The organism is Mesorhizobium sp. M7A.F.Ca.MR.176.00.0.0 (assembly GCF_004023165.1).
GTDB lineage: Bacteria > Pseudomonadota > Alphaproteobacteria > Rhizobiales > Rhizobiaceae > Mesorhizobium.
In genome coordinates this window covers 1-23326 of the sequence record NZ_RZTC01000102.1, presented here as the reverse complement: position 1 = coordinate 23326, position 23326 = coordinate 1, and the positions used below count along the sequence as shown (strand labels likewise).

Sequence of the window (23326 nt, the reverse complement as noted above, 5' to 3'; positions counted from 1 at the left end):
AGGCGACGGATGAGGGGTGTTCCAGGGAACGCCAGCGTCTCACTCCGCTGGAACACCCCTCATCCGTCTCGGCGCTGCGCGCCGATCCACCTTCTCCCACAGGGGGAGAAGGCAAGGCGCGCTTCTCTCGTTCCCCAACCAGAGAGACCTCAGCCCTTGCGGTCGAACCAGAAGGCGTCGGCCATGCGCTTCATGCCGATACGTTCGTAGAAGCCGACGGCGTCGGGCATGGAGATCAGGCTGATGGCGACCGACGGTCCAAGCTGCCGGCGCGCCTCGTCCATCAGGCCCTTGCCGATGCCGAGCCCCTGTGCCGATCGGGAAACGGCGAGTTCGGAGATGTAGCAGACCCAGGAGAAGTCGGTGATGCCTCTGATCACGCCGACCAGCGGCTTGCCTTCGACGTCAAGACGCGCGGTCAGCACCAGATTGGCGCCCGACAGCATCGCCCGCAGGCGTGCTTCATCATCGACCGGCCGAGTCTCGCCGAGGCCGGATTCGACCAGCACACGCCGGAATTCGGCGATGTCGAGCGCGGGTTCACGCGCATAGAGGACGTGTGCGTTTTCTGCCATGGCCGCCAGACTGCACCATCGGGCTGGCTTGTGCCACCGTGCACGAACAGTTGCCTTTTATTTGCTGCCGGCTTTGTGTAAACCGTGCCTCAGTAATCCCCCCGCAACGAAAACACGGGCAAAAGCCATGGAAAAGTTCACCAAGCTCACCGGCGTCGCCGCTCCGATGCCGATCGTCAATGTCGACACCGACATGATCATCCCGAAGGATTACCTCAAGACGATCAAGCGCACCGGGCTCGGCACCGGCCTGTTCGCCGAAATGCGCTACAAGGATGACGGCTCGGAAAACCCGGATTTCGTACTCAACAAGCCGGCCTACCGCAAGGCGCAGATCCTGGTTGCCGGCGACAATTTCGGCTGCGGGTCATCGCGCGAGCATGCCCCATGGGCGCTGCTCGACTTCGGCATTCGCTGCGTCATCTCGACCTCGTTCGCCGACATTTTCTACAACAACTGCTTCAAGAACGGCATCCTGCCGATCACCGTCAGCCCCGAGGATCTTGAGAAGCTGATGGACGACGCCTCGCGCGGCTCCAATGCCACGGTGTCGGTCGACCTTGAGGCCAAGGAAATCCGCGGTCCCGACGGCGGTGTCGTCACCTTCGACCTCGACGATTTCAAGCGGCACTGCCTGCTCAACGGGCTCGACGACATCGGCCTGACCATGGAGAAGGCCGGCGCCATCGCGTCGTTCGAAAAGCGCAACGCCGAACAGCGCCCCTGGGCCTGAGCGGTACACACTCCAGGCGGAGGCCCGGCAGCTTTCAGGCCGGATTCGTTGCGCCGGGCTCGTTGCGGAGGGACAGTCATGACACGTTCGCTTCTTGCCGGCGTCTGTGCGCTGGCGTGGATGCTGATGCCGCTGGCTGGCGCGCATGCACAGACCGACAGGGTGCTCGTGCCGGCTGACGATGCGTCCGGCGGGGCCGCCGGCCAGAGCGCGCCGAGCACCAACAACAATGTGGCCTTAGCCGACGATGACGACAGCCAGGCGCCTGTACCCTTCGAGGGCGGCACGCTGACCATCACCCAACCGGAACAGGACGGTGAGAAGGTGCTTGCCTATGACGGCAAGCAGCTGGCCACCAACTATGACGTCTTCTTCGACAAAATAGTCGAGGTCGGCGGCGTCAAGGTGGCGCTGTTCGATGTCGGCGACGGCGGCAACCAATGCGGGCCGGCGACGGTGATCGTCTGGAAACCGGAAGGCGGCACCATCCAGAGCACCACGGTCGAGCAGGACCAGTGCGGCGCGCCGCCCTCGGCGGTGTCCGACAACGCCATCTATTTCGTGCCCTATCTGCTGCCGGGGGATGAGAAGCCGGCTTTGCAATGGTCGCCGACCGATGGGCTGACGATTTCGGGCAATCTGACCTACATGCCGGAACCCGGCACGGACTGGAAAGACATCGATCCGGAAAAGTACCAGAACATCATCGACGCCTTCCACAACGAGGCCGTCTACAAGGAAGCGGAAAAGCTGCTCGGCAAGGACATGCCCGACATGGCGACCAGCCTGCTGGTCGGCGGCGGCACCGAAAAGACCGCTTCGGGCGCCTTCTACGCCAGCGGCTGCGTGCCGCATGACTGCGGCGGCAATGACGGCTTCATGGCGGTCGACCCGGCCAAGCACAGGCTCTATTTTGCGCGCCGCGGCGACAATGGCAAGCCGCAGGCGTGGCCTGATGTAGCGACATGGCCGGCGGATGTGAAGGCGGCGTTGGACAAGGCGCTGGGGAACTAGACGCGGCAGCGACCACCACGCCTTCGTCATTCTCGGGCTTGACCCGAGGATCCATGCCGTGACGGTTGTCGGAGGGCGCGGCGGAGCAGAATTCTGAACCGCTGCAACGCTTTGAAGTCGCGGCATGGATCCCTTGGGCTGCGGAGCAGCTCCAGGGGTCTGCGCCGCGTCGCTTCGCTCCTTGCTTCGCCATAGGATGACGAAGACGCCAGGGTTCGGCTAATCTCCACCGTCCTAGCTCCGGCTCGTGGCAACAATTGGTGGCCTCTGGCCCATGACCCGCCCTACCCTTTTCCGGCAAAATGGCCACCAAATCCTGCGAGGCCCCATGCGCAAACTCATCTCCACCGGTTCGCCGTTCGAAAAGACCGCCGGCTATTCGCGTGCAGTGGTGCAGGGCGACTGGTGTTTCGTGTCCGGTACGACCGGCTACGACTATGCGACGATGACGATGCCGGAGACGGTGGAGGCGCAGACGCGCAATTGCCTGGCGACGATCGGCAAGGCGCTTCAGGACGGCGGCTTCGAGATGGCCGACGTGGTGCGGGCGCATTACTACATCACTGACCAGGCCTTCGTCGACGTGGTCTTCCCGATCCTCGGCGAGACGTTCGGCGACATCAGGCCGGCGGCGACGATGATCGTCTGCCAGCTCAACAGATCGGAAATGAAGATCGAGATCGAGGTGACGGCGTTGCGGCGCACGGAATGAAAGGCGACCGACGATGAAAGTCCGGCGCATCGTTGCCAATATCGAGACATCGGATGCCACTGCGGCCAAGCGTTTCTATCAGGATGTCCTCGGCCTCGATGTGCTTATGGACCTTGGCTGGATCGCCACCTACGGCTCGCAAGCAAAGATGGATGTCCAGGTCAGCTTCATGGTGCAAGGCGGCTCCGAAACGCCGGTGCCGGATCATTCGATCGAGGTCGATGATGTCGATGCGGCGTTCGATGCCATGAAAGCGGCGGGCTTCGCCATCGAATACGGACCGGCCGACGAACCCTGGGGCGTGCGCCGCTTCTATGTCCGCGATCCGTTCGGCTGGCTGGTCAACATTCTCTCGCATCGGTGAAGGCAAGGCGCTGCAATTTGCGGGAGGCTGGCGGGGCAGAGGGGAGCGCGAAGGATCGCAAACGAACGAGGTTGTTCTTGATCGCTGCGTTACTCCTTGCGCACAACCGGCTTGGCGTTTAGCAAGGCCGCGGTTCAAATTCTTTCCAGGACGGTTCCTCCATGGCAACGAAGCATCTTTTCCTGCTCCCCGGTGACGGCATCGGTCCCGAGGCCATGGCCGAGGTCAAGAAACTGATCGCGGTCATGAACGACAAGCTCGGCAGCGGTTTTGCCACCGATGAGGGGCTGGTCGGCGGCTGCGCCTATGACGCGCATGGCGCGGCGATCTCCGATGCCGACATGGAAAAGGCGATGGCGGCCGACGCGGTGCTGTTCGGCGCCGTCGGCGGTCCCAAATGGGATGCGGTGCCCTACGAGGTGCGCCCTGAGGCCGGCCTGCTGCGCCTGCGCAAGGACATGGAGCTGTTTGCCAACCTTCGCCCGGCCATCTGCTATCCGGCGCTGGCGGCGTCCTCCTCGCTCAAGCAGGAGGTGGTCGAAGGCCTCGACATATTGATCGTGCGCGAGCTGACCGGCGGCGTCTATTTCGGCGAACCCAAGCAGATCATCGATCTCGGCAACGGCCAGAAGCGCGGCATCGACACACAGGTCTACGACACGTTCGAGATCGAGCGCATTTCGGGCGTCGCCTTCGAGCTGGCACGGACGCGCAAGAACCACGTCACCTCGATGGAAAAGCGCAATGTGATGAAGTCGGGCGTGCTGTGGAACGAGGTCGTCACCCAGACCCACAAGGCGCGCTATTCCGACGTCAAGCTCGACCACATGCTGGCCGATGCCGGCGGCATGCAACTGGTGCGCTGGCCAAAGCAGTTCGACGTCATCGTCACCGACAATCTATTCGGCGACATGCTGTCCGACATCGCCGCCATGCTGACCGGATCGATCGGCATGCTGCCGTCGGCCTCGCTCGGCGCGCCTGATGTGAAGACCAAGAAGCGCAAGGCGCTGTACGAGCCGGTGCACGGTTCGGCCCCCGACATCGCCGGCAAGGGCATCGCCAACCCGATCGCCATGATCGCTTCCTTCGCCATGTGCCTGCGCTATTCCTTCGGCATGGTCGATGAAGCCGACGGCGTCGAAAGCGCGATCGCCGCCGTGCTCGACGCGGGCCTGCGGACGAAAGACATCATGTCCGATGGCATGACCGAGGTCGGTACGGTTGAGATGGGCGACGCGATCATCGCCAAATTCCTGGGCTGATACTGTGACGGTTACTGTGACGGTCGACGTCCGCTGGGCGACGATCGAGGACGCCGCGGCACTCGCGGCCATATTGTGCGAGATGGCTGTTCACTACCGGCAGCCACCTCTCGATGCCGACCGGGCCCTGTCTGCCGCACGAAAATGGCTTGGCGAGGAAAGCCCGGCCTATCCGCATTTCGCGCTCGCCTTAGTCGGCGGCGAGGTCGGCGGCCTGGCGTCGGTGGCGATCGCGCATCCTGGTATCGATCTCGAGCGGCTGCTGTTCCTCAAGGATCTGTTCGTGTGCGAGAAGGTTCGCAACGCCGGCGTCGGCCGGGCGCTGATCGGCTTTCTCGCCGATCATTGCCTGCGCGAAGGCATCGGCCGCATCGACCTGACCAGCGAGGACTGGAACGAGGGCGCACTGCGCTTCTACGACCGGCTTGGCGCCGAACGCCACGGCCAGAAGGTCTTTCTCAGGCTTTCGGGCGAGGCGCTGAAAAGCGGCTAGATCCTGACGCCTGCCGGCACTGGTCCCCAAGGGTTTTCGCCCACCTGGGAAGGCAGAAGTCCGAAGACCAGCAAGGCAATGCTGCCAATGGGAGTGATGAAGCCCAGCAGTGCAAACCAGCCGCTCAGACCCGCGTCATGCACACGCCGCACGACGAGGGCAATCGACGGCAGGATCAATCCCGAAAAGAAAACCAGCAAGGGTATGAGCCCTATGGCCCTCATCGGCGTCCTGTCCGCATTGGTTTTGAAGCCATTGAACGCCAGGTCAACGAGTATTCCGAAGCCTAGAAGCGCCAATATCCCGAGGGTGTAGAATAGCCAGAAGGCCCAGAATTCCTTGCGGCGGGCGCGACCTTTGAAATTGCTATAGTCTGCAATTATCGCGCGCCAGAAGTAAGCCCACAGACCCGTGGAATAGGCGGGCCTGCTCTCGGCCGAACGGCGTGGCTGGCCCGTGCTTGGCGATGGCGCTGTCGGGGTGACGGCGACTATATCGTGCGCCGTACCGTCATCCGGTTGAAACTCGACAAGGGCGCCCCTGGCGAGGGTCACCCCCTGATTCAGATCGTTATGGGTGAAGATATAGCGCTTGCCGTCGATACCGTTGATGTATCCGTAATCCTGATCCTGGTCGTAGTGAAGCACCGCACCGCGCATAACCAGCCCCCCATTCACGCTAGCGACGGCGAATGCTACCCAGGGTTGGGTACGATTGCAATATGCACGCAAACTATATTCTGACGCCCGCAGGCACCGGCCCCCACTGGTTTTCCCTGGCCTGCGTCGGGATCAGCGCGAAGACCAGGATGATCAGGCTGCCGATGGTCGGGATCAGGATCAGCAGGCAGAGCCAGCCCGACAGGCCGATGTCGTGCAGCCGGCGCACGATCATGCCGAGGCTGGGAAGGAGTGTAGCCAGCAGGAACGTGCCGAACAGCCCGACCGTTATCGCGCCCGAAATATCACTGTCGAAACCGCCCATATCCATATCGGTGTACAGGCCGATGCCGCCGATGATCAGCAGGCAAACCGTCCAGAACAGGCAGTAGCCCCAATATTCCTTGCGGCGGGCGCGCCCGCCGAAATTGAAATAGTTTTGCGTCACGCCGCGCCAGAAATAGCCCCAGAGATCACTGGGCTCGGCTATCTCGGAAGACCGACCGAAATGCTGCGCAGGAGGTGGGGCTTCTGCAGGTGGAACGCTGGGTTGGGCCGGTGCGGCCTTGATGCCGGGGTCGGCGGCGGTCGCAGTGGCAGTCGGAGCGGCGATCGAAAAGACGTCGCTCGCCTGGCCGCCACCCGGCTGGAACTCGACGGCCGTGCCGTTGGGCATGGCGGTCTGCCGGCGCAGGTTCTCGCGGGTGAAGGTGTAACGGCTGCCGTCGGCCCCGGATATGAAGCCGAAGCCCTGGATCTCGTCATAGTGAAGCACTTCGCCGCGCATTTGCCACCCCCGCTCGCCACGTCCCGGCCGAAGGTGGCACAGGGCCGAGCCGATGGGCAAGCCGGCATGGCTACCGTCTTCGCGGCAAATGAAGCATAAGGCATCGAGTGCAACCGCCTTCGACAGAAGCAGAACATGACAGTCGAGAGTCCTGACAGTAAAACCGTGATTGAAGATGGAGGGGAAAGAAGACCTCCCAGGCTGGCCATCGACGCCACCGGCCTGACGTTCTGGCCGTCCGGCCAGGGACTTGTCGGCATCCCACGGGTGGAAAGCTTTCTCGTCAGCGCAGCCCTGGCCGATCCCGACGCTAGCGTGGAGGTGGTGGCGTTCCGACCGTGGGAAGGCCGGTTTCGCCCCCTCGCTCCTTTCGAGCAGGACCATGTCGCGACGGGCGAGATTTCACCCTGGCGCCTCAAACGATGGCCTGGGAGACGCACGGCGATGTCGCAGGCCTTCGAAGCGGTGAGGCAGCAGCCATGGGGCAAGCGCGACGCCGACCGCCATCTCGCCAAGACGGTGACCCATGGCCGCAAAGGGATTGCCTATCAGGCGACGAGGCTGCTGATCAGGGCCTATCGTCTGTACCAGCGGGCGCGGATCCAGTCGGCCCCGCGTCAGGTTCCAAGCCAACCGAACGAGACCGAACGCGGCTTTGTCCTGATCAGCCATCACATTCTGACCGGGGATGACCGAACCGCCGTCTCCGGGCGCGCCGGCGGCCTCGCGTTTCTTTGCCACGACCTCATCCCGACACTGCGCCCCGACATGGTTGGTATGAGCCCTGGCGAGGCTCGCTACGGGTCATATCTCGAGCACCTCGTGCGTTCCGGCGCGCCGGCATTTTGTGCATCCGACGAAGTTGGTGCGACGCTGACCGATCATATGCAACAGGCAGGCGTCACGCAGCCGGTGGTATACCGGTTTCCGATGCCGTCCATCCTGTACGAGACGGCTTCGCGCATCGGCCAGATTTCGCGCATCGAGGCCGACGAGCCGTTCGTGCTCTATTGCTCGACCATCGAAGTGCGCAAGAACCACATCCTGCTGGCGCGGGTCTGGCAGCAGGCGCTCGACGAGGGCGTCAAGCTGCCGCGGCTCGTCTGCGCCGGGCGCTGGGGCTGGATGATCGATCCGCTGCGCGCCTATCTCAAGGCCCATCCGAGATTGCTTGAGCGGGTTACGTTCACCGGAGCGATCAGCGATGAGGAGCTCATCCGATATTATCGCAGCGCTTCCTTCGGCGTCTTTCCCTCGCATATCGAGGGCTGGGGCTACGGCGCCTCGGAATGTCTCGATTTTGGCATTCCCGTCATCGTCTCGACCGCGCCGTCGCTGATCGAGGCGAGCGGCGGGCTGATGCCGGCGATCGATTCCAATGACCAGGCCGGCTGGTACGCTGCGATCCGCAGGATGACGGAGGATTCTGGCTGGCGCTCGTCGCTGACGGAACGCATCGCAAAGCAGCATCGCCCGACGCCGGCATCGGCCAGCTGGGCTGCCATCAAGGCTGGCCTGCAGGCAAGCGCGTCCCTCCGGCCAAAGTCCTAGAGCAATTCTAGGAAAAGTGTGAAGCGGTTTTCCCGGGAAAACGCATAGCATTTTCCTCGGGAATTGCGTCAAAACAAAGAGTTAGAGCAGATCGCCGTTTCCGTGAAACGGTGAAATGCTCTAGTCGGGCCGCTTCTTCGCCTTCTTGTGCTTGGGCGCGCCGGTGGTGTCGAATTTCGGCTTGCCCGGCTTCTTCGCCCATGGCTTTGCATCATGCGGGGCGGCCGGGCGCTGATCGACTGCTGCCGGTGCACGTTTTTCGAATTTGCGCTTCGGCGCGTTGGGGTCGAACGGCGCCTTGCCGCGATGCGGCTTCTTGTCGGGGCTTGGCGGCTGGTAGCCGGCGCGTGAAAGATCGGGCGTACCGTCGAGCCGCTTCACCAGGATGTTGCCTTGCAGCTTGCGGTCGGGACCGATCGCGGCCAGGAAGCGGTCGGCCCAGTCGGCTGATATCTGCACGTAGGTCTCTTCCGGCTGCATCTTGATGGCGCCGATCTCGCGCTTCGAGATGCTGCCGGTGCGGCACAGCATCGGGATCAGCCAACGCGGCTCGGCATTCTGCCGACGCCCGATCGACAGCGAGAACCAGACGCTGTCACCGAAATCGTCGCGGCGGCTGGGCGCCTCGTCGCGGCGCGCGAAACCTTCGCCCGCCGGTCTTTCACGCGACGGCGTGAACGGCGCGATCTCCATGAGGTCCTCGGGCGCCGAGCGACTGGCGCGGCACTGGCGCACGAAGGCAGCGGCCACCTGTTCGGCGCCATGTCTGGCGAGCAGCGCGTCGATGAAACCGCGTTCGTCGTCCTTCACCGGCTCGTCGAAAACCGGATCGGCCAGGATGCGCTCGTCGTCGCGCCGCATCACGTCGTCGGCCGAGGGCGGGCTCGCCCATGTTGCCTTGAGGCCGGCGTTCTGCAGCAGCCGCTCGGTGCGCTTGCGGGCGCTGTTGGGAACGATCAGCGCGCTGACGCCCTTGCGCCCGGCGCGACCGGTGCGGCCGCTGCGGTGTAGCAGCGTTTCCGGATTGGTCGGCAAATCGGCGTGGATGACCAGCTCGAGATTGGGCAGATCGATGCCGCGCGCCGCGACATCGGTGGCGATGCAGACTTTTGCGCGGCCGTCGCGCATTGCCTGCAAGGCATGGCTGCGCTCGTTCTGGCTGAGCTCGCCCGAAAGCGCCACGACGGAGAAGTTGCGGTTGTTGAAGCGCGCGGTCAGATGATTGACGGCGGCACGCGTGTTGCAGAACACCAGCGCGTTCTTGGCTTCGTAATAGCGCAGCACGTTGATGATGGCGTTCTCGCGGTCGGGCTGGGCGACGCTCAGCGCCCGGTATTCGATGTCGAGATGCTGCTTCTCCTCGCCGGCGGCCGAAATGCGCACCGCATCGCGCTGGTAGCCCTGGGCGAGCGTGGCGATCGAGCGCGGCACGGTGGCCGAGAACATCAGCGTGCGGCGTTCGGCCGGAGCGGCGTCGAGGATGAATTCGAGGTCTTCGCGAAAGCCCAGATCGAGCATCTCATCGGCCTCGTCGAGCACCACCGCCTTCAGCGCCGACATGTCGAGCGAGCGCCGGGTGATGTGGTCGCGCAGCCGGCCGGGCGTGCCGACGACGATATGGGCGCCGCGCTCCAGAACACGCCGCTCCGAGCGCATGTCCATGCCGCCGACGCAGGAAGCCACGGTGGCGCCGGTCAGTTCGTAGAGCCATTCCAGTTCGCGCGTCACCTGCAAGGCGAGTTCGCGCGTCGGCGCCACCGCCAGCGCCAGCGGCGCGGCCGCGTGGCCAAAGCGCTCTGCGCCCTCAAGCAGGGTCGGCGCCAGAGCGAGGCCGAAGGCCACCGTCTTGCCGGAGCCTGTCTGCGCCGAAACCAGCGCATCGGCCTCGCCGAGTTCCGGCGCCACAACCGCCTTCTGGACGGGCGTCAGCTCGGAATAGCCGCGTTTCTCCAGCGCCCTGGCAAGCGCTGGAACAAGTGCTTCGAAGTTGGACATCTCACTCTTTCGGAATTTAGGGTCCGCGCTCATCATGGAGCACATGCCGGGGCCGACCTAGCGCCAGCCAAACAATCTTGACCGTTCGTACTTCGCGCAGCCGCGATTGTACAGGGCGCAGGGGAAACCGGCGTCGCTCGCCAATTGACTCTTGACGCAAACCGCGTAAAAGCCGGCACCGAACAGGACAGTTTCGATGCGCGGCCTTTTGATGGCGCTTTATGCACTCGACTTCTCCGGCCATGGCAGCATGGTTCGCGGAGGGTCGGAGCACGCGTTCCTGCGTTCAACCAAAACTATGGCCAAAACCACCACCAAAACGGTGTGACTCCCTTGGCCTAACCACCCTCTCCCGGGTTCGGCCCGGGGGACGGAACCCGCATCGGCCAGCGGGTTTCTCCAAAAACCAAGCGGAGAGGGACAGGAGATTTTTCGATGAGTTTCAAGGTAGCGATCGTCGGCGCCACGGGCAATGTGGGCCGGGAAATGCTCAACATACTGGAAGAGCGCGGCTTTCCGGTAAGCGAAGTCGTGGCGCTGGCGTCGCGGCGCAGCCAGGGCACGGAAGTGTCGTTCGGCGACCGCACGCTGAAGGTGAAGACGCTCGACCAGTATGATTTTTCCGACACCGACATATGCATCATGTCGGCCGGCGGCAACGTCTCCAAGGAATGGTCGCCGAAGATCGGCAAGCAGGGCTGCGTCGTCATCGATAATTCGTCGGCCTTCCGCTACGACCAGGACGTGCCGCTGATCGTGCCGGAAGTGAACCCGGACGCGATCTCGCTGTTCACGCGAAAGAACATCATCGCCAACCCGAACTGCTCGACGGCGCAGCTGGTGGTGGCATTGAAGCCGCTGCACGATTTCGCCACCATCAAGCGCATCGTCGTCGCCACCTATCAATCGGTATCCGGCGCCGGCAAGGAAGGCATGGACGAGCTGTTCACGCAGACCCGCGCGGTCTTCGTCGCCGATGGCGTCGAGGTCAAGAAGTTCACCAAGCGCATCGCCTTCAACGTCATCCCGCACATCGACGTGTTCCTCGACGACGGCTCCACCAAGGAAGAGTGGAAGATGGTCGCCGAGACCAAGAAGATGCTCGACCCCAAGATCAAGCTGACGGCGACCTGCGTGCGCGTGCCGGTGTTCATCGGCCATTCGGAAGCGGTCAACATCGAGTTCGAAAAGCCGATCACCGCCGACGAGGCGCGGGATATCCTGCGTGAAGCCCCAGGCTGCCAGGTCTTGGACAAGCGCGAGGACGGCGGCTACATCACGCCGCTGGAATCGGCCGGCGAGGACGCCACCTTCATCTCGCGCATCCGCGAGGATTCGACCATCGACAATGGCCTGTCGATGTGGATCGTCTCCGACAATCTGCGCAAGGGCGCCGCACTCAACGCGGTGCAGATCGCCGAGCTGCTGGTCGAGCGCGGCCTGATCCAGCCGAAGAAGAAGGCGGCTTAGTTTTCGCTCACGGGCCGTATCGCCGCTGCCGCGGCGGGCCCTCCGCGGGGGCGCCGAACGATCGGCGGCCCGCGGTCGCGGGCTCGGCCTTTGGCCGTTAGCTCCCTTCTCCCCGTTCACGGGGAGAGGATCCCGGCAGGGGGATGAGGGGCAGCACCAGTCTCAGCTTCGATTCTCAGCCGCCAACCCGACCAACAGCTCCAGTGCTTCCTCCGCCCTGTCGGCCGGGACGAACAGATGGTCGTGGTAGAAGGCCGAGACGGGATTGACGCCCATGCCGGCGGCGGCGAGCCGCGCGGTGATGGCGGCGAGGAAGCCGACGGCCTCCAGCGACGAATGGATGTTCAGCGTGACCATCCGGCAGCGGAATGACGCGGTCAGTGCCGCAGCGATGGCCTTCTCCTCGTCTACGATCAGCGTCACGCCCTCGCGCTCACGAAAGATCATCACCGGTTCGAGGCCTTCCGGCTGAGCGACGCCGGGCGCCAGCGTGGCGAAGACATAGGTGCCGGCCAGCAGCTCCGGCGTCATCGATGCCAGCAGTGTCTTCAGATCGGTCTCGCCGGTCATTCGTTTTCTCTCGCCTGCAGAAATGGGCCGCAGCCCAGGTACTCTTCAATATCCGCGACCGGCGCGTGCCGATAGTCCAGGCGCTGCAAGGACGACATGGCGATGTCGCTGGCGGCTGGGCTTGCGGACCTGTCGCATCGCACAATAGAGGAGCTGAGGGCCGATGCCGGTCCGTGAAAGGCCTTCGATGATCGTTCGCCCGCGCCCCACATTCCTGAAGCTGTTCTTCATCATGCGCGGTTCAGTCGTGCCACGCATCCTGCCGCAGATATTGGGCTTCGCGCTTTATTCCGCGATCATCCTGGCCGTGGCGCGCCGGTTCCAGCTTGATTTCAGCATCTTCAACATCACGCCTTTCGGCCTGGTCGGCGTGACATTGTCGATCTATCTCTCGTTCCGCAACAATGCCGCCTACGACCGTTGGTGGGAGGCGCGCAAGCTGTGGGGCGCGCTGGTCTTCGAAATGCGCAACCTGGCCCGCGCCACCACCAGCCTCATCCCGGACCAGACCGAGCAGCGCGCCTTGCTGATGGAAGCGCTCGCCTTCTGTCATTTCCTGCGCGGGCAGTTGCGCAAGATCGACAGCATGAAGGATGCCCGCGCCTTCATCGACGCCGAGGCGGACAAGGCCGCAGCCTTTTCCAATCCGGCAGATGAGATGGTCAGGCGCATGGGCCGGCGTGCCAATGCGCAACGCCGGGCGGGCGACGTCGACTCGATCGGCTTTCGTATCCTCGATGAGAGGCTCGCGTCGATCGCCGCCATCCAGGCCGGCTGCGAGCGGATCGCCGGTACGCCGTTACCTTTCGCCTACACGCTGCTGGTGCATCGCACGGCCTACATCGTCTGCCTGCTGCTGCCGATTGGCCTGATCTCGACCACCGGTTGGGCGACGCCGCTGTTCACGGCGTTGATCGCCTACACCTTCTTCGGCCTCGACGCGCTGTCGGAAGAGCTCGAGGATCCGTTCGGCACCGAGGCCAACGACCTTGCACTCGACGGCCTCTGCCGTGTCTGCGAGATCTCGGTATTCGAAGCGCTGGGCGAGACCCCGCCGAAGATGATGCCGGCGGAAAAGTTCTATTTTTCCTAGGCGAAGGCGCGCGGGCCTAAAACAATCCGGACCTCTGTCGGATCGCAGCCCCATGCCACGTCCTTGGTTCGACCCCAGCGAAAAGGGCTCGAACCACTAGGAGGGACCACCATGAGCATTTCCGAAATCGCGCCCGTCTCGCCGGGCGCTTTATGGACCGGCCGCGCGCTCAGCGGCGTCATCGTGCTGTTCATGATTTTCGATGGCGTCATCAAGCTGCCGCCGCTCGATGTTGTCACCCAGACGATGGTGCCGCTCGGCTGGCCGGCCGATGCCAATGTCGCGCGCATGCTGGGCGTCATCGGCCTGATCTCGACCGCTCTCTATGCACTGCCGCGCACCTCGGTGCTCGGCGCCATCCTGCTCACCGCCTATATGGGCGGCGCCATCGCCACGAATGTCCGTGTCGACAGCCCGCTGTTCTCGCACATTCTGTTCGGCGTCTATCTCGGCATTATCCTGTGGGGCGGCCTGTATCTGCGCGATGCCCGCGTCCGCGCGCTGATCCCGTTCAGCCGTTAGATCCAGATCGAAGCATCGCTTTCCGCTGAAAGCCTGAACCCCTTGCCGGGCAATGTCTCAGGGATCGAATCGCCGAGTTGCGAGTTAGAGATTCGCCTGGCGGCGGAGGCGGCTCCTATCGGAGAGGAACGACGATGAAGAAAACGATGCTTTTGATGGCGCTGCTGGTGCCGCTCGCCGCTTGTTCGCAAACGGAAAAAGGCGCGGCCGTAGGCGGTCTCGGTGGTGCTGCCGTCGGTGCGGCGGTCGCCGGCGATCCGGTTGAAGGCGCCGTCGTCGGTGGTGCTGTCGGCGCCGTTGCCGGTGCGCTGATCGGCCGGGCGAGCGAGCGTGGCGAATGCCGCTACCGTGATCGCCGTGGCCGCGTCTACGTCGACCGCTGCCCGGACGGTTATTGATCGGCAGCTCTTACAGACAGAACCGGACAGCAAAACGGCGGGCCATGCCCGCCGTTTTCCTGGATGCGAATAGAGCAATTATTCGGCGGTGGCGGCTTCCGCCTCGGCCGGTGCAGCGGCGGCGGCCGCAACAGCAGCAGCGGCATCTTCCTGCGCCTTCTTCAGAAGGGCAGCGCGTTCCTGCGCCTTCTTGCCCGGCTCGGCCTTCTTCGGGTTGGAACGGGCGTCGCGCTTGACGAGGCCGGCCTCGTCGAGGAAGCGCAGCACGCGGTCGGTCGGCTGGGCGCCATGCGCCAGCCAATGCTTGACGCGGTCGGCGTCGACCTTGACGCGTTCGCCGTCCTTGGGCAGCAGCGGGTTCCACGAGCCGATCGACTCGATGAACCGGCCGTCACGCGGCGAACGGGCGTCGGCAATGACGACGTGGTAGTAAGGACGTTTCTTCGAGCCCGCACGGGCCAGTCGGATCTTCAAGGGCATTTATTTTCTCCTAAAAAGGCTGATTTGGTTGGTCGGTTGGTGGCTGGTTTCTCAGCCGGCTTTCATCACGCCGTTGGAAGCGGCGATCTGTTCGTGGTGGCGGATCACTTCGCGGACGACGAAGTTGAGGAATTTTTCCGCGAAATCCGGGTCGAGATGGGCATCCTTCGCCAGCTGGCGAAGCCGGGCGATCTGCTGCTGCTCGCGTGCCGGGTCGGCCGGGGGCAGGCCATGCGTCGCCTTCAGCACACCGACCGCCTTGGTGCAGCGGAAGCGCTCGGCCAGCATGTGGATGAGGGCCGCGTCGATGTTGTCGATCGAGGCGCGGTAATCGGCCAGGAGAGCGCGGGCGTCGGCCATGTCCTTCTCTTCGTTCATGGCGTCCTCACTTCTTCTTGCCAAGGCCGGGCAGCCCGCCACCGCCGAGGCCGGGAAGCCCGGGGAGTTTCATGCCGCCGGGCAGACCTGGCATGCCGCTGGGCAGGCCACCGCCGCCGGGAAGGCCTTTCATGCCGCCGCCAAGGCCGGCTGCCTGTGCCTGCTTCTGCAAGGCCTCGAGCTGCTTGGGGTCCATCTTCGACAGGTCCGGCATGCCGCCGCCCATCATGCCGCCCATACCGCCGGGCATCATGCCGCCGAGGCCCATCTTGGAGGCGAGGCCGCCCATCATGCCGCGCATCAGGCCGCCGCCTTTGCCCTTGCCGCCCATCGCCTTCATCATGTCGGCCATGCCGCGATGCATCTTGAGCAGCTTGTTGATTTCGGCCGCGTCGGTGCCGGAACCGGCGGCGATGCGCTTCTTGCGCGAATGCTTGAGCAAATCGGGATTGGCGCGCTCGGCCTTGGTCATCGACGAGATGATGGCGAGCTGGCGGCCGAACATCTTGTCGTCGAGACCGGCGGCGGCCATCTGGTCCTTCATCTTGCCCATGCCGGGCATCATGCCCATGATGCCGCCCATGCCGCCCATCTTCGACATCTGCTGAAGCTGACCGGCGAGATCGTTCAGGTCGAACTTGCCCGACTGCATCTTCTTGGCCATCGCCGCCGCCTGTTCGGCGTCGATGTTCTCGGCGGCCTTTTCGACGAGCGAGACAATGTCGCCCATGCCGAGGATGCGGTCGGCGATGCGCTTGGGGTGGAATTCCTCCAGCCCGTCCATCTTTTCGCCAGTGCCGATCAGCTTGATCGGCTTGCCGGTGACGGCGCGCATCGAAAGAGCCGCACCGCCACGGCCATCGCCGTCCATGCGGGTCAGGACGAGGCCGGTGATGCCGACGCGCTCGTCGAAGCTCTTGGCCAGGTTGACGGCGTCCTGGCCGGTCAGCGAATCGGCGACCAGCAGGATTTCGTGCGGGCTCGACACCTTCTTGATGTCGGCCATCTCGACCATCAGCGGCTCGTCGATATGGGTGCGGCCGGCGGTGTCGAGGATGACGATGTCGTGGCCGCCGAGCTTGGCCGCCTGCACGGCGCGGCGGGCGATGTCGACCGGCGACTGGCCGTCGATGATCGGCAGCGTGGCAACCTTGACCTGTTCGCCGAGCTGGCGAAGCTGCTCCTGCGCGGCGGGGCGCCGCGTGTCGAGCGAGGCCATCAGGACCTTCTTGTTCTGACGCTCGGAAAGACGCTTGGCGATCTTGGCCGAAGTGGTCGTCTTGCCGGAACCCTGCAGGCCGACCATCATGATGACGATCGGCGCCGGGGCATTGAGATCGATCGCGACGCCTTCGGCGCCGAGCATGTCGACCAGTTCGTCATGGACGATCTTGACGACCATCTGGCCGGGCTTGATCGACTTGACCACGGCAGCGCCGACGGCCTTCTCGCGCACCTTGTCGGTGAAGGAGCGCACCACTTCCAGCGCCACGTCTGCTTCGAGCAGCGCCCGGCGCACCTCGCGCAGCGCCGCCGAGACATCAGCCTCCGACAGCGCGCCGCGGCCGGTCAGGCCGTTCAGGATCGAACCAAGACGTTCCTGTAGCGATTCAAACATTCGTTTTCCTTTTCCCTGGCATCCGGATGATGCCCGAGAGGTAATGCGTTCGCGCCCAGTGTCCAACCAAAAGCCAAAACCAAAAAGCACCCGGGGGCGCTCAGCGCTGCCGGGTGTTGGCCTCCAGGATCGATTTACAGCACTTCACCTCAAAGAGGTTTCGGCGTCCTGGTCGGCTTGCTCGGAGGGATACTCGTCGCGGAATTCGAGGCGTGTAGACAGGAAATCGGACACGGAGTCAAGACGAAGACCGGATTGCAGGGCGTGCGGCAGCCACGGCAGTGGTTGCCGGCATGCGAATTGGGCAAGCAATTCTGCGCGCGAGGGGTCTTTGGAAACCCTGATTAACTAGACGGCTCGGCTGTGATCTTCACCCCGAGCGCCTTTGTGACACCCAGTAGCGTCGAAAGGCGCGGGTCACCGTCTGGCCTCAGTGCTTTGTAAAGAGCTTCACGAGTGACGCCTGCTTCCTTTGCAACAGCGGTCATGCCGCGCGCACGAGCAACAATGCCGAGCGCGTTTGCTATATAGCCAGGGTCGCCGGTCGCAAAGGCGTCGGCCAGCAGCTCGGCCTGCCCTTCGGCGCTGCCAAGATGCTCGGCGGGATCAAACGGAACGGTTTCGATTGCCATGATCATAGCTCCCTGGCCATCTGAATGGCCTTTTTGATGTCGCGGCCCTGGCTGGACTTGTCGCCGCCGCAAAGCAGGATAATGATTTCGTTGCCGCGCTTGATGAAATAGAGGCGGTATCCAGGGCCAACGTCCAACCGAAGTTCGCCGATGCCATCGAAATACTTCACGTCTCCGATGAGGCCGGACTGGACGCGGGCGATGCGGATCGCGATCTTTTCGGCGGCCCGCTTATCCCTCAGGCTGTTGAGCCAGTCGCGAAAGTCGGTGGTTTGGCGAACCTCGACCATCTGTGAACTATAGTTCACAGGCTTGATGTGTCAATCCATATGTGAAGAATAGTTCACAGTCCGCAACAGCCTAGACGGATTTCCCGGCTCGACTATGGAAATTCGGCGGCGAGCTTGAGCGGCGAACGCGGATGTAGAAGCAGCACGATGGTCAGCATGCTGCAGGCGATGCCGATGAAGGCGATGAGAACCGCATCCGACGTCGCCCAGCCCGGCCCTTCGAGCGGCTTGGCGTTGAACAGGGCGAAGGAATTGTAGCTTTCCTGATGCGAGATCAAGAGAAACCCGGTCAGGTTGTTGCCGAGATGAGCACCCAGGGCGGCGCCGAGATTGCCGGTTGCGTAGACGACAAGCGTCAGCAGCAGCGCAAAAGCGGCGATCGAAGCCAGCACGCAAGCATTGATGGCTGGCGACGAACTCGCGCTCCAATGCAGCGAGGTGAACAGCAGGGCCGGCGGCAGGGCCCAGACGAACGGGCTCGTGAACCGGTTGGCGAGACCGCGCAGCAGATAGCCGCGAAACAGCACCTCTTCAGAGGATGTCTGCAGCAAAGTGAGCGCGGCGATTGGGATCGCAAACAGCAGCCAGGACGACAGGCCGATCGGGCCACGCGTGATCTGCGGCTGCAGCAGATAGAGCAGGACCTCGGATATGAACGACGTGATCAGCACCGCGATCAGCCCTTTGAGGAAGTCGGGCCATGAAACTCGTCGGCTGTTGCCGAGCAGCGCCGACAGCTTCTCGCCATGCACCCAGCGCATCGCGACCCACAGGCCGATCCAGATGCCGGCGAACGAGACGAGCGCGGTGAGGATGCCGAGGGGCGAAGCGAGGAAGCCCTGAATGCCGGATGATGGGGTCGCCTGCCAGGCGATGAAGGCATAGGTACCGCCGACCAGCACGGCCACGGTGGTTGCTGCCCAAAAAAGGACCACGATGCCCGTTCCGAGCAACAGGCGCGGTAAGGTCGTCCTGGCGTTCGGCGAGTGCCTGTAACGCTCGAAGGCGGACGGATCGATGGTCACGCGGGCTCCCTTGCCAAAGTCATCGCCTATTTGACTAACCGATGGCCGGGAAAATCGGAATGGTTTTCCGCAAAGGACTAGGCCAGAGCGCCGCGCGGCGGCGCCGCCTGCTGGCGGCCGCTGCAGTCGCAGCGGCCGCTTGTGCCGATTGTCGTCAGCGAACGACGTACATGATGCGCCGGGTCTGCGGATCGATCAGCGCCCGCTGGCCGTTCACATAGACATAGCGGTAATTGTAGTCCGGAATCTCGCGTAGCTCGACGGTGTCGGGCAGGGTCGCGCCGGTCACCACTTCGCCTTCGAGATAGATGGGATCGAGGCGATGCGTGTCGACATAGGTGCGGATTTCAGCCGGAGGCGGCGGGAAGTCATCCACGACCGGATCGCTGGCGATGATCGCGCCGGTATAATCGGTCGAGTAGTTGCCGATGTCCTCCGGCGGCGAGACGACAGCAACGCTGGAGCGCCGTTCCGTCAGCACCACGCGGCTGCCGCCGATATCGGCCGTGACATAGTCGGAATAGACCCAGCCCTGGCCGCCGGCCTCGGCTATGGTGCACCATTTGCTGTTTTCGATGCAGCCATTGAGCGTTGCCGACTGGCCGGCGGCGAGCACGCCGATCACGGGATATTGCGGGCCGGGTCCGGCGCGCACGTTAAGATCGGTGACGGCTGAGACGGCGGTATCGGCAAACGCGGCGCCTGACATCACGGTCAGCATTCCGGCTACCGCAGGAAACAACAGGGATTTCATGGTTTCTCTCCGTTTTCATGGTCCCTCGCCAGCGAAAACGGGGCAGCAGCTCATGCGTTCCCGCTAAAGCGCCTGCGCCAACTCACGATTTGTTCCGTGTTCTCCAGGCAAATCGGTCAGAAGTTCGTGAACGAATTCCAATTTCCGTGCCGTGACGTCCGAAATGACAAAGGGGTAGAGGTCGGGCAGGCCCATGCAGCGGTTGATCGAATTGGAGGCTTCCGACAGCACCAGCCAGCGGGGAAGGATCTTTTCGAAAGGCTCGGGCGCGGTCGCCGGCTCCGAGGGTGCGGCCTGCAACCCGCCGCCTGTGTCGCCGCGCGGCAAGTCGTTGGCCTCCACCGTCTCCAGCCGGCCGAGCGGAAAGTTCAGCGCGTGCACCATTTCCAGCGTGTCGGTGATGTGCAGGTGATGAGCCCAGGTCTCGGCCCAGTCCTCCCATGGATGCGAGGTCGCATAGGCCGAGATGTGGCCTTGCTGCCAGTCGGGCGGCGCACCATTGGCATAATAGGCCTTCAGCGCCTGTTCGTAATCGGCGCGGTCGTCGCCGAACAGTGCGCGGAAAGCTTCGAGCCTGTGCGGATCGTCGCGGATGAGGCGGTCCCAGTAATAGTGCCCGAGCTCGTGGCGGAAATGACCGAGCAAGGTGCGGTAGTTCTCGCCCATCTCGACGCGCCGCTTCTCGCGCTCGGCCGAATCCGCCTCGGCGACGTTGAGCGTGATCAGGCCATTGTCGTGGCCCGTAAGAATCCGCTCGCCGCCGGGGCCGCCGCCGATCGGATCGGCGAGGAAGTCGAATGCCAGGCCGATCTCGTCGGCCGGGTTCTGCTTGGGCGCCACCGGCAGCCCGAAGGCCAGCAGCGAGTAGATGGCGCGCTTCTTCGCCGCTTCGACACGGATCCAGCGGCGGCGGTTGCCGTCGACGGAGAGATCCGGGATCAGCTGGTTCAGCACGCAAGCGCGGCAAAAAGCGTGACCCGGTTCCGCCATCCAGTTGCAGGCGCATTCATCGGCGTTGGTGCACTGGAAGACGCCATCGACGCCCGCCAGCGCAAAACAGGCGTGCTCGGGATCGTAGAGCACGGGGTTCCCGCAGTTCAGGCACTGGGCGTTCTCGAAATAGATGCGATGGCCGCAATGCGGACAGTCGAAGAGTTTCATGTCGGTCTCAATTCACCGGAGGTGACACAAATGTTCACGGCGGCCCGTGCCCAACGCGAACAGCCGCGCGGTGTTCCACATTGCCTGAAGCTATTTGGCCGCAAGCTGGGCGACAACCTCTCTTGCCACCGCTTCGCCCGACAGCCGCGCGCCGCCGCAGGTCTGGACCAGCGAGCCGGCCAGATGCTCGCCGGCAAAGAAGATCTTGTCGGCCACCGGCTGCATGAGTGCGGCGCGCGCCAGTGAACGGCCGGGGCGGGCCGCGGCATATGCGCCGCGCACGAAGCGCTCGCCGCCCCAATTGGTCATCATTGCGCGTCCGACATGCTTGCGCGTATCGCCGCCGAAGATGCCACACAGCCGGTCGACGACGAAGTCGATGCCGGCCGCCTCGCCGGCCGCCGACATTTCCCAGGCGAAATCGCCGCCGACGAAGCCGACCATCAAGTCAAGGTCGAACGGGAAGCAGAGGAAGTAGATGTCGTGCCTGGCCATCCGTTCGATCAGCAGGTCGTCGAAGGGCTGCAGCCCGAGCCTGGTGCCCGATATTTCGACTGGCAATTTGGTCAGCATGCCCATCGGCAGGTCGAAGAAGGCGCCGAAATGCGTGTCGGGCAGGGCCGGCGAGAACGCGATCTCCTCGAAGGCGAGCACCGCCGGCGAAGCGGTCACGATCACCGCTTTGGCGCGGACGGTGCCGCGATCGGTGACGCAGGCGACGCCGGGCACGTCCCACAGGACCTTGCGCACCGGCGTCGACAGTTCGACCGGCACGCCGGCGCCGAAACGCGCCACCAGCGCGCCAAGGCCCTCCTTGCTGAAGTAGTTCGGGTCGAGATCGGCAGCGGCCCGGAAGTCCAGGATCGAGATCTCGTCCTCGTCGGCGCCGAAATCCATCGGCCCGGCGAAGGTGGCGGCGGCGCGCGGCGCATGGCCTTTTGCCAAAAGCGCCGAAAGACGATCGTCATCTCCGTCCTTCACTTCATGCCTGGCCAGCAGTTCGAACAGCTTTGCGTCGGCGGCCTTCATGTCGGCTTCTTCCGCTTCGCTCGCCTTGCGCTCGCGGTAGTAGAGATGATCAACGTTCATGTCGTGATGATGCAACGTCCAGCCTGCCGCCTGGGCTTCGGGAAAATAGGGATTGCGGTCGGCGGCATGCAGCCAGGCGCAGCCGATGTCGAAAGGCACGCCGAAATGCTGGTCGCTGGTCCAGGCTCGCCCGCCGATTCGGTCCATCGCTTCGAGCAGCGTGAAGGAAAGCCCCGCGGCCTGCAGGGTCCTGGCGGCGGCAAGACCCGCCGAGCCGGCACCGATGATGACGACATCAACGTCTTGCATGCAGCCCCCTTGCCACAATAATCACTTGATCCTAGGCAAATTCCACGGCATTCGCCAGCATTGCAGCGGTGACAGTGACAAGTGCGCGTTTCGCTGGCAAGTTCGCAATTGGGACGTGATTCAGGCAACCAGGAGATCAACATGGCAATTCTTGCCAAGGGAAAGATGTTTGCAGCGGCCGTGGTGGCGGTGCTTGCGCTGGCGACGGGCGCACAGGCAGCGGCCAGCTGCGGCAAGACCGGCGCCGGCTTCGAGGCCTGGAAGCAGGATTTTGCCGCGCAGGCTAGGTCGGAAGGTGTAGGCGCCAAGGGGCTGGCCGCTCTGGCCGGGGCGAACTACGCGACTAAGACGATCTCCGTCGACCGCGGCATTCACAAGGCTTTCAGCGGCTCGGTGGACGATTTCATGCGGCGGCGCGGCGGCGCGGCGATTATTTCCAAGGGCCGGTCGCTGAAAAAGTCGAATGCGGCGCTGTTCGCCAAGATCGAAGCGAATTACGGCGTGTCGCCGGGCGTGTTGCTCGCCATCTGGGGTATGGAAACCGGCTTCGGTTCGGCCATGGGCAACCAGAACACCGTCTCTGCCATTTTGACGCTTGCCTATGATTGCCGCCGCCCGGGGTTCTTCTACCCGCATGCCATCGCAGCCCTGAAGCTGGTTGATCGCGGGGCGTTGTCAGCCTCGTCGGTTGGCGCCGCGCATGGCGAGATCGGACACACGCAGTTCCTGCCAGGAAACGTCCTGAAATATGGCGTCGGCGGCGGAAACCTGCGCGACAAGGGCACGGCGCTGGCTTCCACCGCCAACTTCCTCAAGGGCCATGGCTGGCGGGCGGGCGCGAGCGCGAGTGCGAATATGGGCGCGATTGCCGGCTGGAATTCCGCGAGCGTCTATCAGCAGGCCATCGCCCGCATTGCCACGGCGATCGACGGCGATTGACGCCATTTCTGACTTGATCGAAAACCCGGCGCGAATGCCGGGTTTTTATTTGATTTCGAGCGTGTAGGAGCAGCCGGCCAGGGTCTTGCCGGGGTGGGACTCGACGGTCGAGACGTTAAGCTTGACGTCCGTGGAGAAGGTCAATCCTTCCGACTCTTCGGTACTGTGGACAACGACCTTCTCGCCAAGGAATTTTTGCGGCGTGGAAAAAACGGCCATGACGTTGAGTTCTTTGGCAAGCTCCGGCGCGGCAACGCCGTCGAGCACGGCCATCGGCCCCGCAGCGGTAAACACGATCGATCCCGTCTCGCGGTTGAACACGCGGATTTTGGCCGGCAGTTCGTATTGGCTGAGAAACGGATTGCCCGAGGCAACCTCCGTCCAGCCAAGCGTTTCAACGGCACCCGGTGCGCTGGACAGCCACAGGGCAAAGTCGTTGTAGGTCGGAACGTCCGCCCTGCACTCGATCAGCGCCGGAAGGTCGAGAGAGGCGGGGTCGAACTCCTGGCT

The 23326-nt window shown here is 63.7% G+C and carries 28 protein-coding genes; 13 read left to right on the top strand and 15 right to left on the bottom strand.

Features of this window, described 5'->3' with window-relative positions; translation table 11 throughout:
• Positions 1-149 precede the first annotated feature (149 nt).
• Positions 150-575, bottom strand: a complete 426-nt coding sequence (locus tag EOB59_RS26765) for a GNAT family N-acetyltransferase (RefSeq protein WP_127271072.1) — start codon at positions 573-575, stop codon at positions 150-152.
• 127 nt (positions 576-702) lie between these two features.
• Here EOB59_RS26765 and leuD point away from each other — a divergent pair, with 127 nt between their 5' ends.
• From leuD to EOB59_RS26735, 6 genes are all read left to right on the top strand, one after another.
• Entirely contained in the window at positions 703-1308 is a 606-nt protein-coding gene (leuD, locus tag EOB59_RS26760) for a 3-isopropylmalate dehydratase small subunit (protein ID WP_023810900.1), read from the top strand.
• Between the two features lie 78 nt (positions 1309-1386).
• Complete coding sequence (locus EOB59_RS26755; protein WP_128289604.1) at positions 1387-2322, top strand: hypothetical protein; 936 nt, start codon at positions 1387-1389, stop codon at positions 2320-2322.
• A gap of 328 nt (positions 2323-2650) precedes the next feature.
• Complete coding sequence (locus tag EOB59_RS26750) at positions 2651-3034, top strand: RidA family protein (RefSeq protein ID WP_127808664.1); 384 nt, start codon at positions 2651-2653, stop codon at positions 3032-3034.
• Between the two features lie 13 nt (positions 3035-3047).
• On the top strand, positions 3048-3398 hold the full coding sequence (locus EOB59_RS26745; RefSeq protein WP_128289603.1) for a VOC family protein: 351 nt from the start codon (positions 3048-3050) through the stop codon (positions 3396-3398).
• A gap of 161 nt (positions 3399-3559) precedes the next feature.
• Complete coding sequence (gene leuB / locus EOB59_RS26740) at positions 3560-4663, top strand: 3-isopropylmalate dehydrogenase (RefSeq protein ID WP_128289602.1); 1104 nt, start codon at positions 3560-3562, stop codon at positions 4661-4663.
• Positions 4664-4667: 4 nt separating this feature from the next.
• On the top strand, positions 4668-5156 hold the full coding sequence (locus EOB59_RS26735; RefSeq protein WP_245486770.1) for a GNAT family N-acetyltransferase: 489 nt from the start codon (positions 4668-4670) through the stop codon (positions 5154-5156).
• Here EOB59_RS26735 and EOB59_RS26730 read toward each other — a convergent pair.
• Entirely contained in the window at positions 5153-5815 is a 663-nt protein-coding gene (locus tag EOB59_RS26730; RefSeq protein WP_128289601.1) for a DUF805 domain-containing protein, read from the bottom strand. The genes EOB59_RS26735 and EOB59_RS26730 overlap by 4 nt on opposite strands.
• A gap of 73 nt (positions 5816-5888) precedes the next feature.
• Complete coding sequence (locus EOB59_RS26725; protein WP_128289600.1) at positions 5889-6602, bottom strand: DUF805 domain-containing protein; 714 nt, start codon at positions 6600-6602, stop codon at positions 5889-5891.
• A gap of 135 nt (positions 6603-6737) precedes the next feature.
• Here EOB59_RS26725 and EOB59_RS26720 point away from each other — a divergent pair, with 135 nt between their 5' ends.
• On the top strand, positions 6738-8153 hold the full coding sequence (locus tag EOB59_RS26720) for a glycosyltransferase (protein WP_128289599.1): 1416 nt from the start codon (positions 6738-6740) through the stop codon (positions 8151-8153).
• A gap of 120 nt (positions 8154-8273) precedes the next feature.
• Here EOB59_RS26720 and EOB59_RS26715 read toward each other — a convergent pair whose 3' ends face one another.
• Positions 8274-10148, bottom strand: coding sequence for a DEAD/DEAH box helicase (locus tag EOB59_RS26715; protein ID WP_128289598.1), 1875 nt, complete (start codon positions 10146-10148; stop codon positions 8274-8276).
• A gap of 196 nt (positions 10149-10344) precedes the next feature.
• On the opposite strand from EOB59_RS26715, the gene EOB59_RS37230 reads away from it, so the two are divergent.
• Complete coding sequence (locus tag EOB59_RS37230; protein WP_281061738.1) at positions 10345-10476, top strand: hypothetical protein; 132 nt, start codon at positions 10345-10347, stop codon at positions 10474-10476.
• 107 nt (positions 10477-10583) lie between these two features.
• Positions 10584-11618: an aspartate-semialdehyde dehydrogenase gene (locus EOB59_RS26710; protein WP_128289597.1), complete on the top strand. Its 1035-nt coding sequence runs from the start codon at positions 10584-10586 to the stop codon at positions 11616-11618.
• Positions 11619-11780: 162 nt separating this feature from the next.
• Here EOB59_RS26710 and EOB59_RS26705 read toward each other — a convergent pair whose 3' ends face one another.
• The gene (locus EOB59_RS26705) at positions 11781-12188 is read right to left on the bottom strand and encodes an ACT domain-containing protein (protein ID WP_128289596.1); all 408 of its coding nucleotides are present in this window, start codon (positions 12186-12188) and stop codon (positions 11781-11783) included.
• A 163-nt stretch (positions 12189-12351) separates the two neighbouring features.
• Here EOB59_RS26705 and EOB59_RS26700 point away from each other — a divergent pair, with 163 nt between their 5' ends.
• The 3 genes from EOB59_RS26700 to EOB59_RS26690 all read left to right on the top strand — a co-directional run bounded on the left by EOB59_RS26700 (position 12352) and on the right by EOB59_RS26690 (position 14201).
• Positions 12352-13281 carry a bestrophin family ion channel gene (locus EOB59_RS26700; RefSeq protein ID WP_245486769.1) on the top strand — a complete coding sequence of 310 codons (930 nt, stop codon included), beginning with the start codon at positions 12352-12354 and terminating at the stop codon, positions 13279-13281.
• 111 nt (positions 13282-13392) lie between these two features.
• On the top strand, positions 13393-13803 hold the full coding sequence (locus EOB59_RS26695; RefSeq protein WP_128289595.1) for a DoxX family protein: 411 nt from the start codon (positions 13393-13395) through the stop codon (positions 13801-13803).
• A gap of 134 nt (positions 13804-13937) precedes the next feature.
• A complete protein-coding gene (locus EOB59_RS26690; RefSeq protein WP_027037482.1) occupies positions 13938-14201 on the top strand; it encodes a glycine zipper domain-containing protein in 264 nt (87 codons plus the stop codon).
• 78 nt (positions 14202-14279) lie between these two features.
• On the opposite strand, the gene rpsP is transcribed toward EOB59_RS26690, so the two are convergent.
• The 9 genes from rpsP to EOB59_RS26645 all read right to left on the bottom strand — a co-directional run bounded on the left by rpsP (position 14280) and on the right by EOB59_RS26645 (position 21877).
• Complete coding sequence (gene rpsP, locus EOB59_RS26685) at positions 14280-14681, bottom strand: 30S ribosomal protein S16 (protein WP_013528800.1); 402 nt, start codon at positions 14679-14681, stop codon at positions 14280-14282.
• Between the two features lie 51 nt (positions 14682-14732).
• Positions 14733-15059, bottom strand: coding sequence for a chorismate mutase (locus EOB59_RS26680; protein ID WP_023811329.1), 327 nt, complete (start codon positions 15057-15059; stop codon positions 14733-14735).
• Positions 15060-15066: 7 nt separating this feature from the next.
• Positions 15067-16677: a signal recognition particle protein gene (ffh, locus tag EOB59_RS26675; RefSeq protein ID WP_128289594.1), complete on the bottom strand. Its 1611-nt coding sequence runs from the start codon at positions 16675-16677 to the stop codon at positions 15067-15069.
• A 344-nt stretch (positions 16678-17021) separates the two neighbouring features.
• Positions 17022-17309, bottom strand: coding sequence for an addiction module antidote protein (locus EOB59_RS26670; RefSeq protein WP_127269503.1), 288 nt, complete (start codon positions 17307-17309; stop codon positions 17022-17024).
• 2 nt (positions 17310-17311) lie between these two features.
• Positions 17312-17599: a type II toxin-antitoxin system RelE/ParE family toxin gene (locus EOB59_RS26665; protein WP_127269504.1), complete on the bottom strand. Its 288-nt coding sequence runs from the start codon at positions 17597-17599 to the stop codon at positions 17312-17314.
• 92 nt (positions 17600-17691) lie between these two features.
• Positions 17692-18624: a type II CAAX endopeptidase family protein gene (locus tag EOB59_RS26660; RefSeq protein WP_128289593.1), complete on the bottom strand. Its 933-nt coding sequence runs from the start codon at positions 18622-18624 to the stop codon at positions 17692-17694.
• 154 nt (positions 18625-18778) lie between these two features.
• Positions 18779-19378 carry a DUF1236 domain-containing protein gene (locus EOB59_RS26655; protein ID WP_127320904.1) on the bottom strand — a complete coding sequence of 200 codons (600 nt, stop codon included), beginning with the start codon at positions 19376-19378 and terminating at the stop codon, positions 18779-18781.
• Between the two features lie 63 nt (positions 19379-19441).
• Positions 19442-20539, bottom strand: coding sequence for a putative zinc-binding metallopeptidase (locus EOB59_RS26650; RefSeq protein WP_127329331.1), 1098 nt, complete (start codon positions 20537-20539; stop codon positions 19442-19444).
• Between the two features lie 90 nt (positions 20540-20629).
• Positions 20630-21877, bottom strand: coding sequence for an NAD(P)/FAD-dependent oxidoreductase (locus tag EOB59_RS26645; RefSeq protein WP_128289592.1), 1248 nt, complete (start codon positions 21875-21877; stop codon positions 20630-20632).
• 141 nt (positions 21878-22018) lie between these two features.
• Here EOB59_RS26645 and EOB59_RS26640 point away from each other — a divergent pair, with 141 nt between their 5' ends.
• Positions 22019-22816 (top strand): lytic transglycosylase domain-containing protein, encoded by a 798-nt coding sequence (locus EOB59_RS26640; RefSeq protein WP_127271186.1) that lies wholly within the window; start codon positions 22019-22021, stop codon positions 22814-22816.
• Positions 22817-22861: 45 nt separating this feature from the next.
• On the opposite strand, the gene EOB59_RS26635 is transcribed toward EOB59_RS26640, so the two are convergent.
• Positions 22862-23326, bottom strand: a 465-nt coding sequence (locus tag EOB59_RS26635; RefSeq protein WP_128289591.1) for a hypothetical protein, incomplete at its 5' end; no start/stop codon positions are given.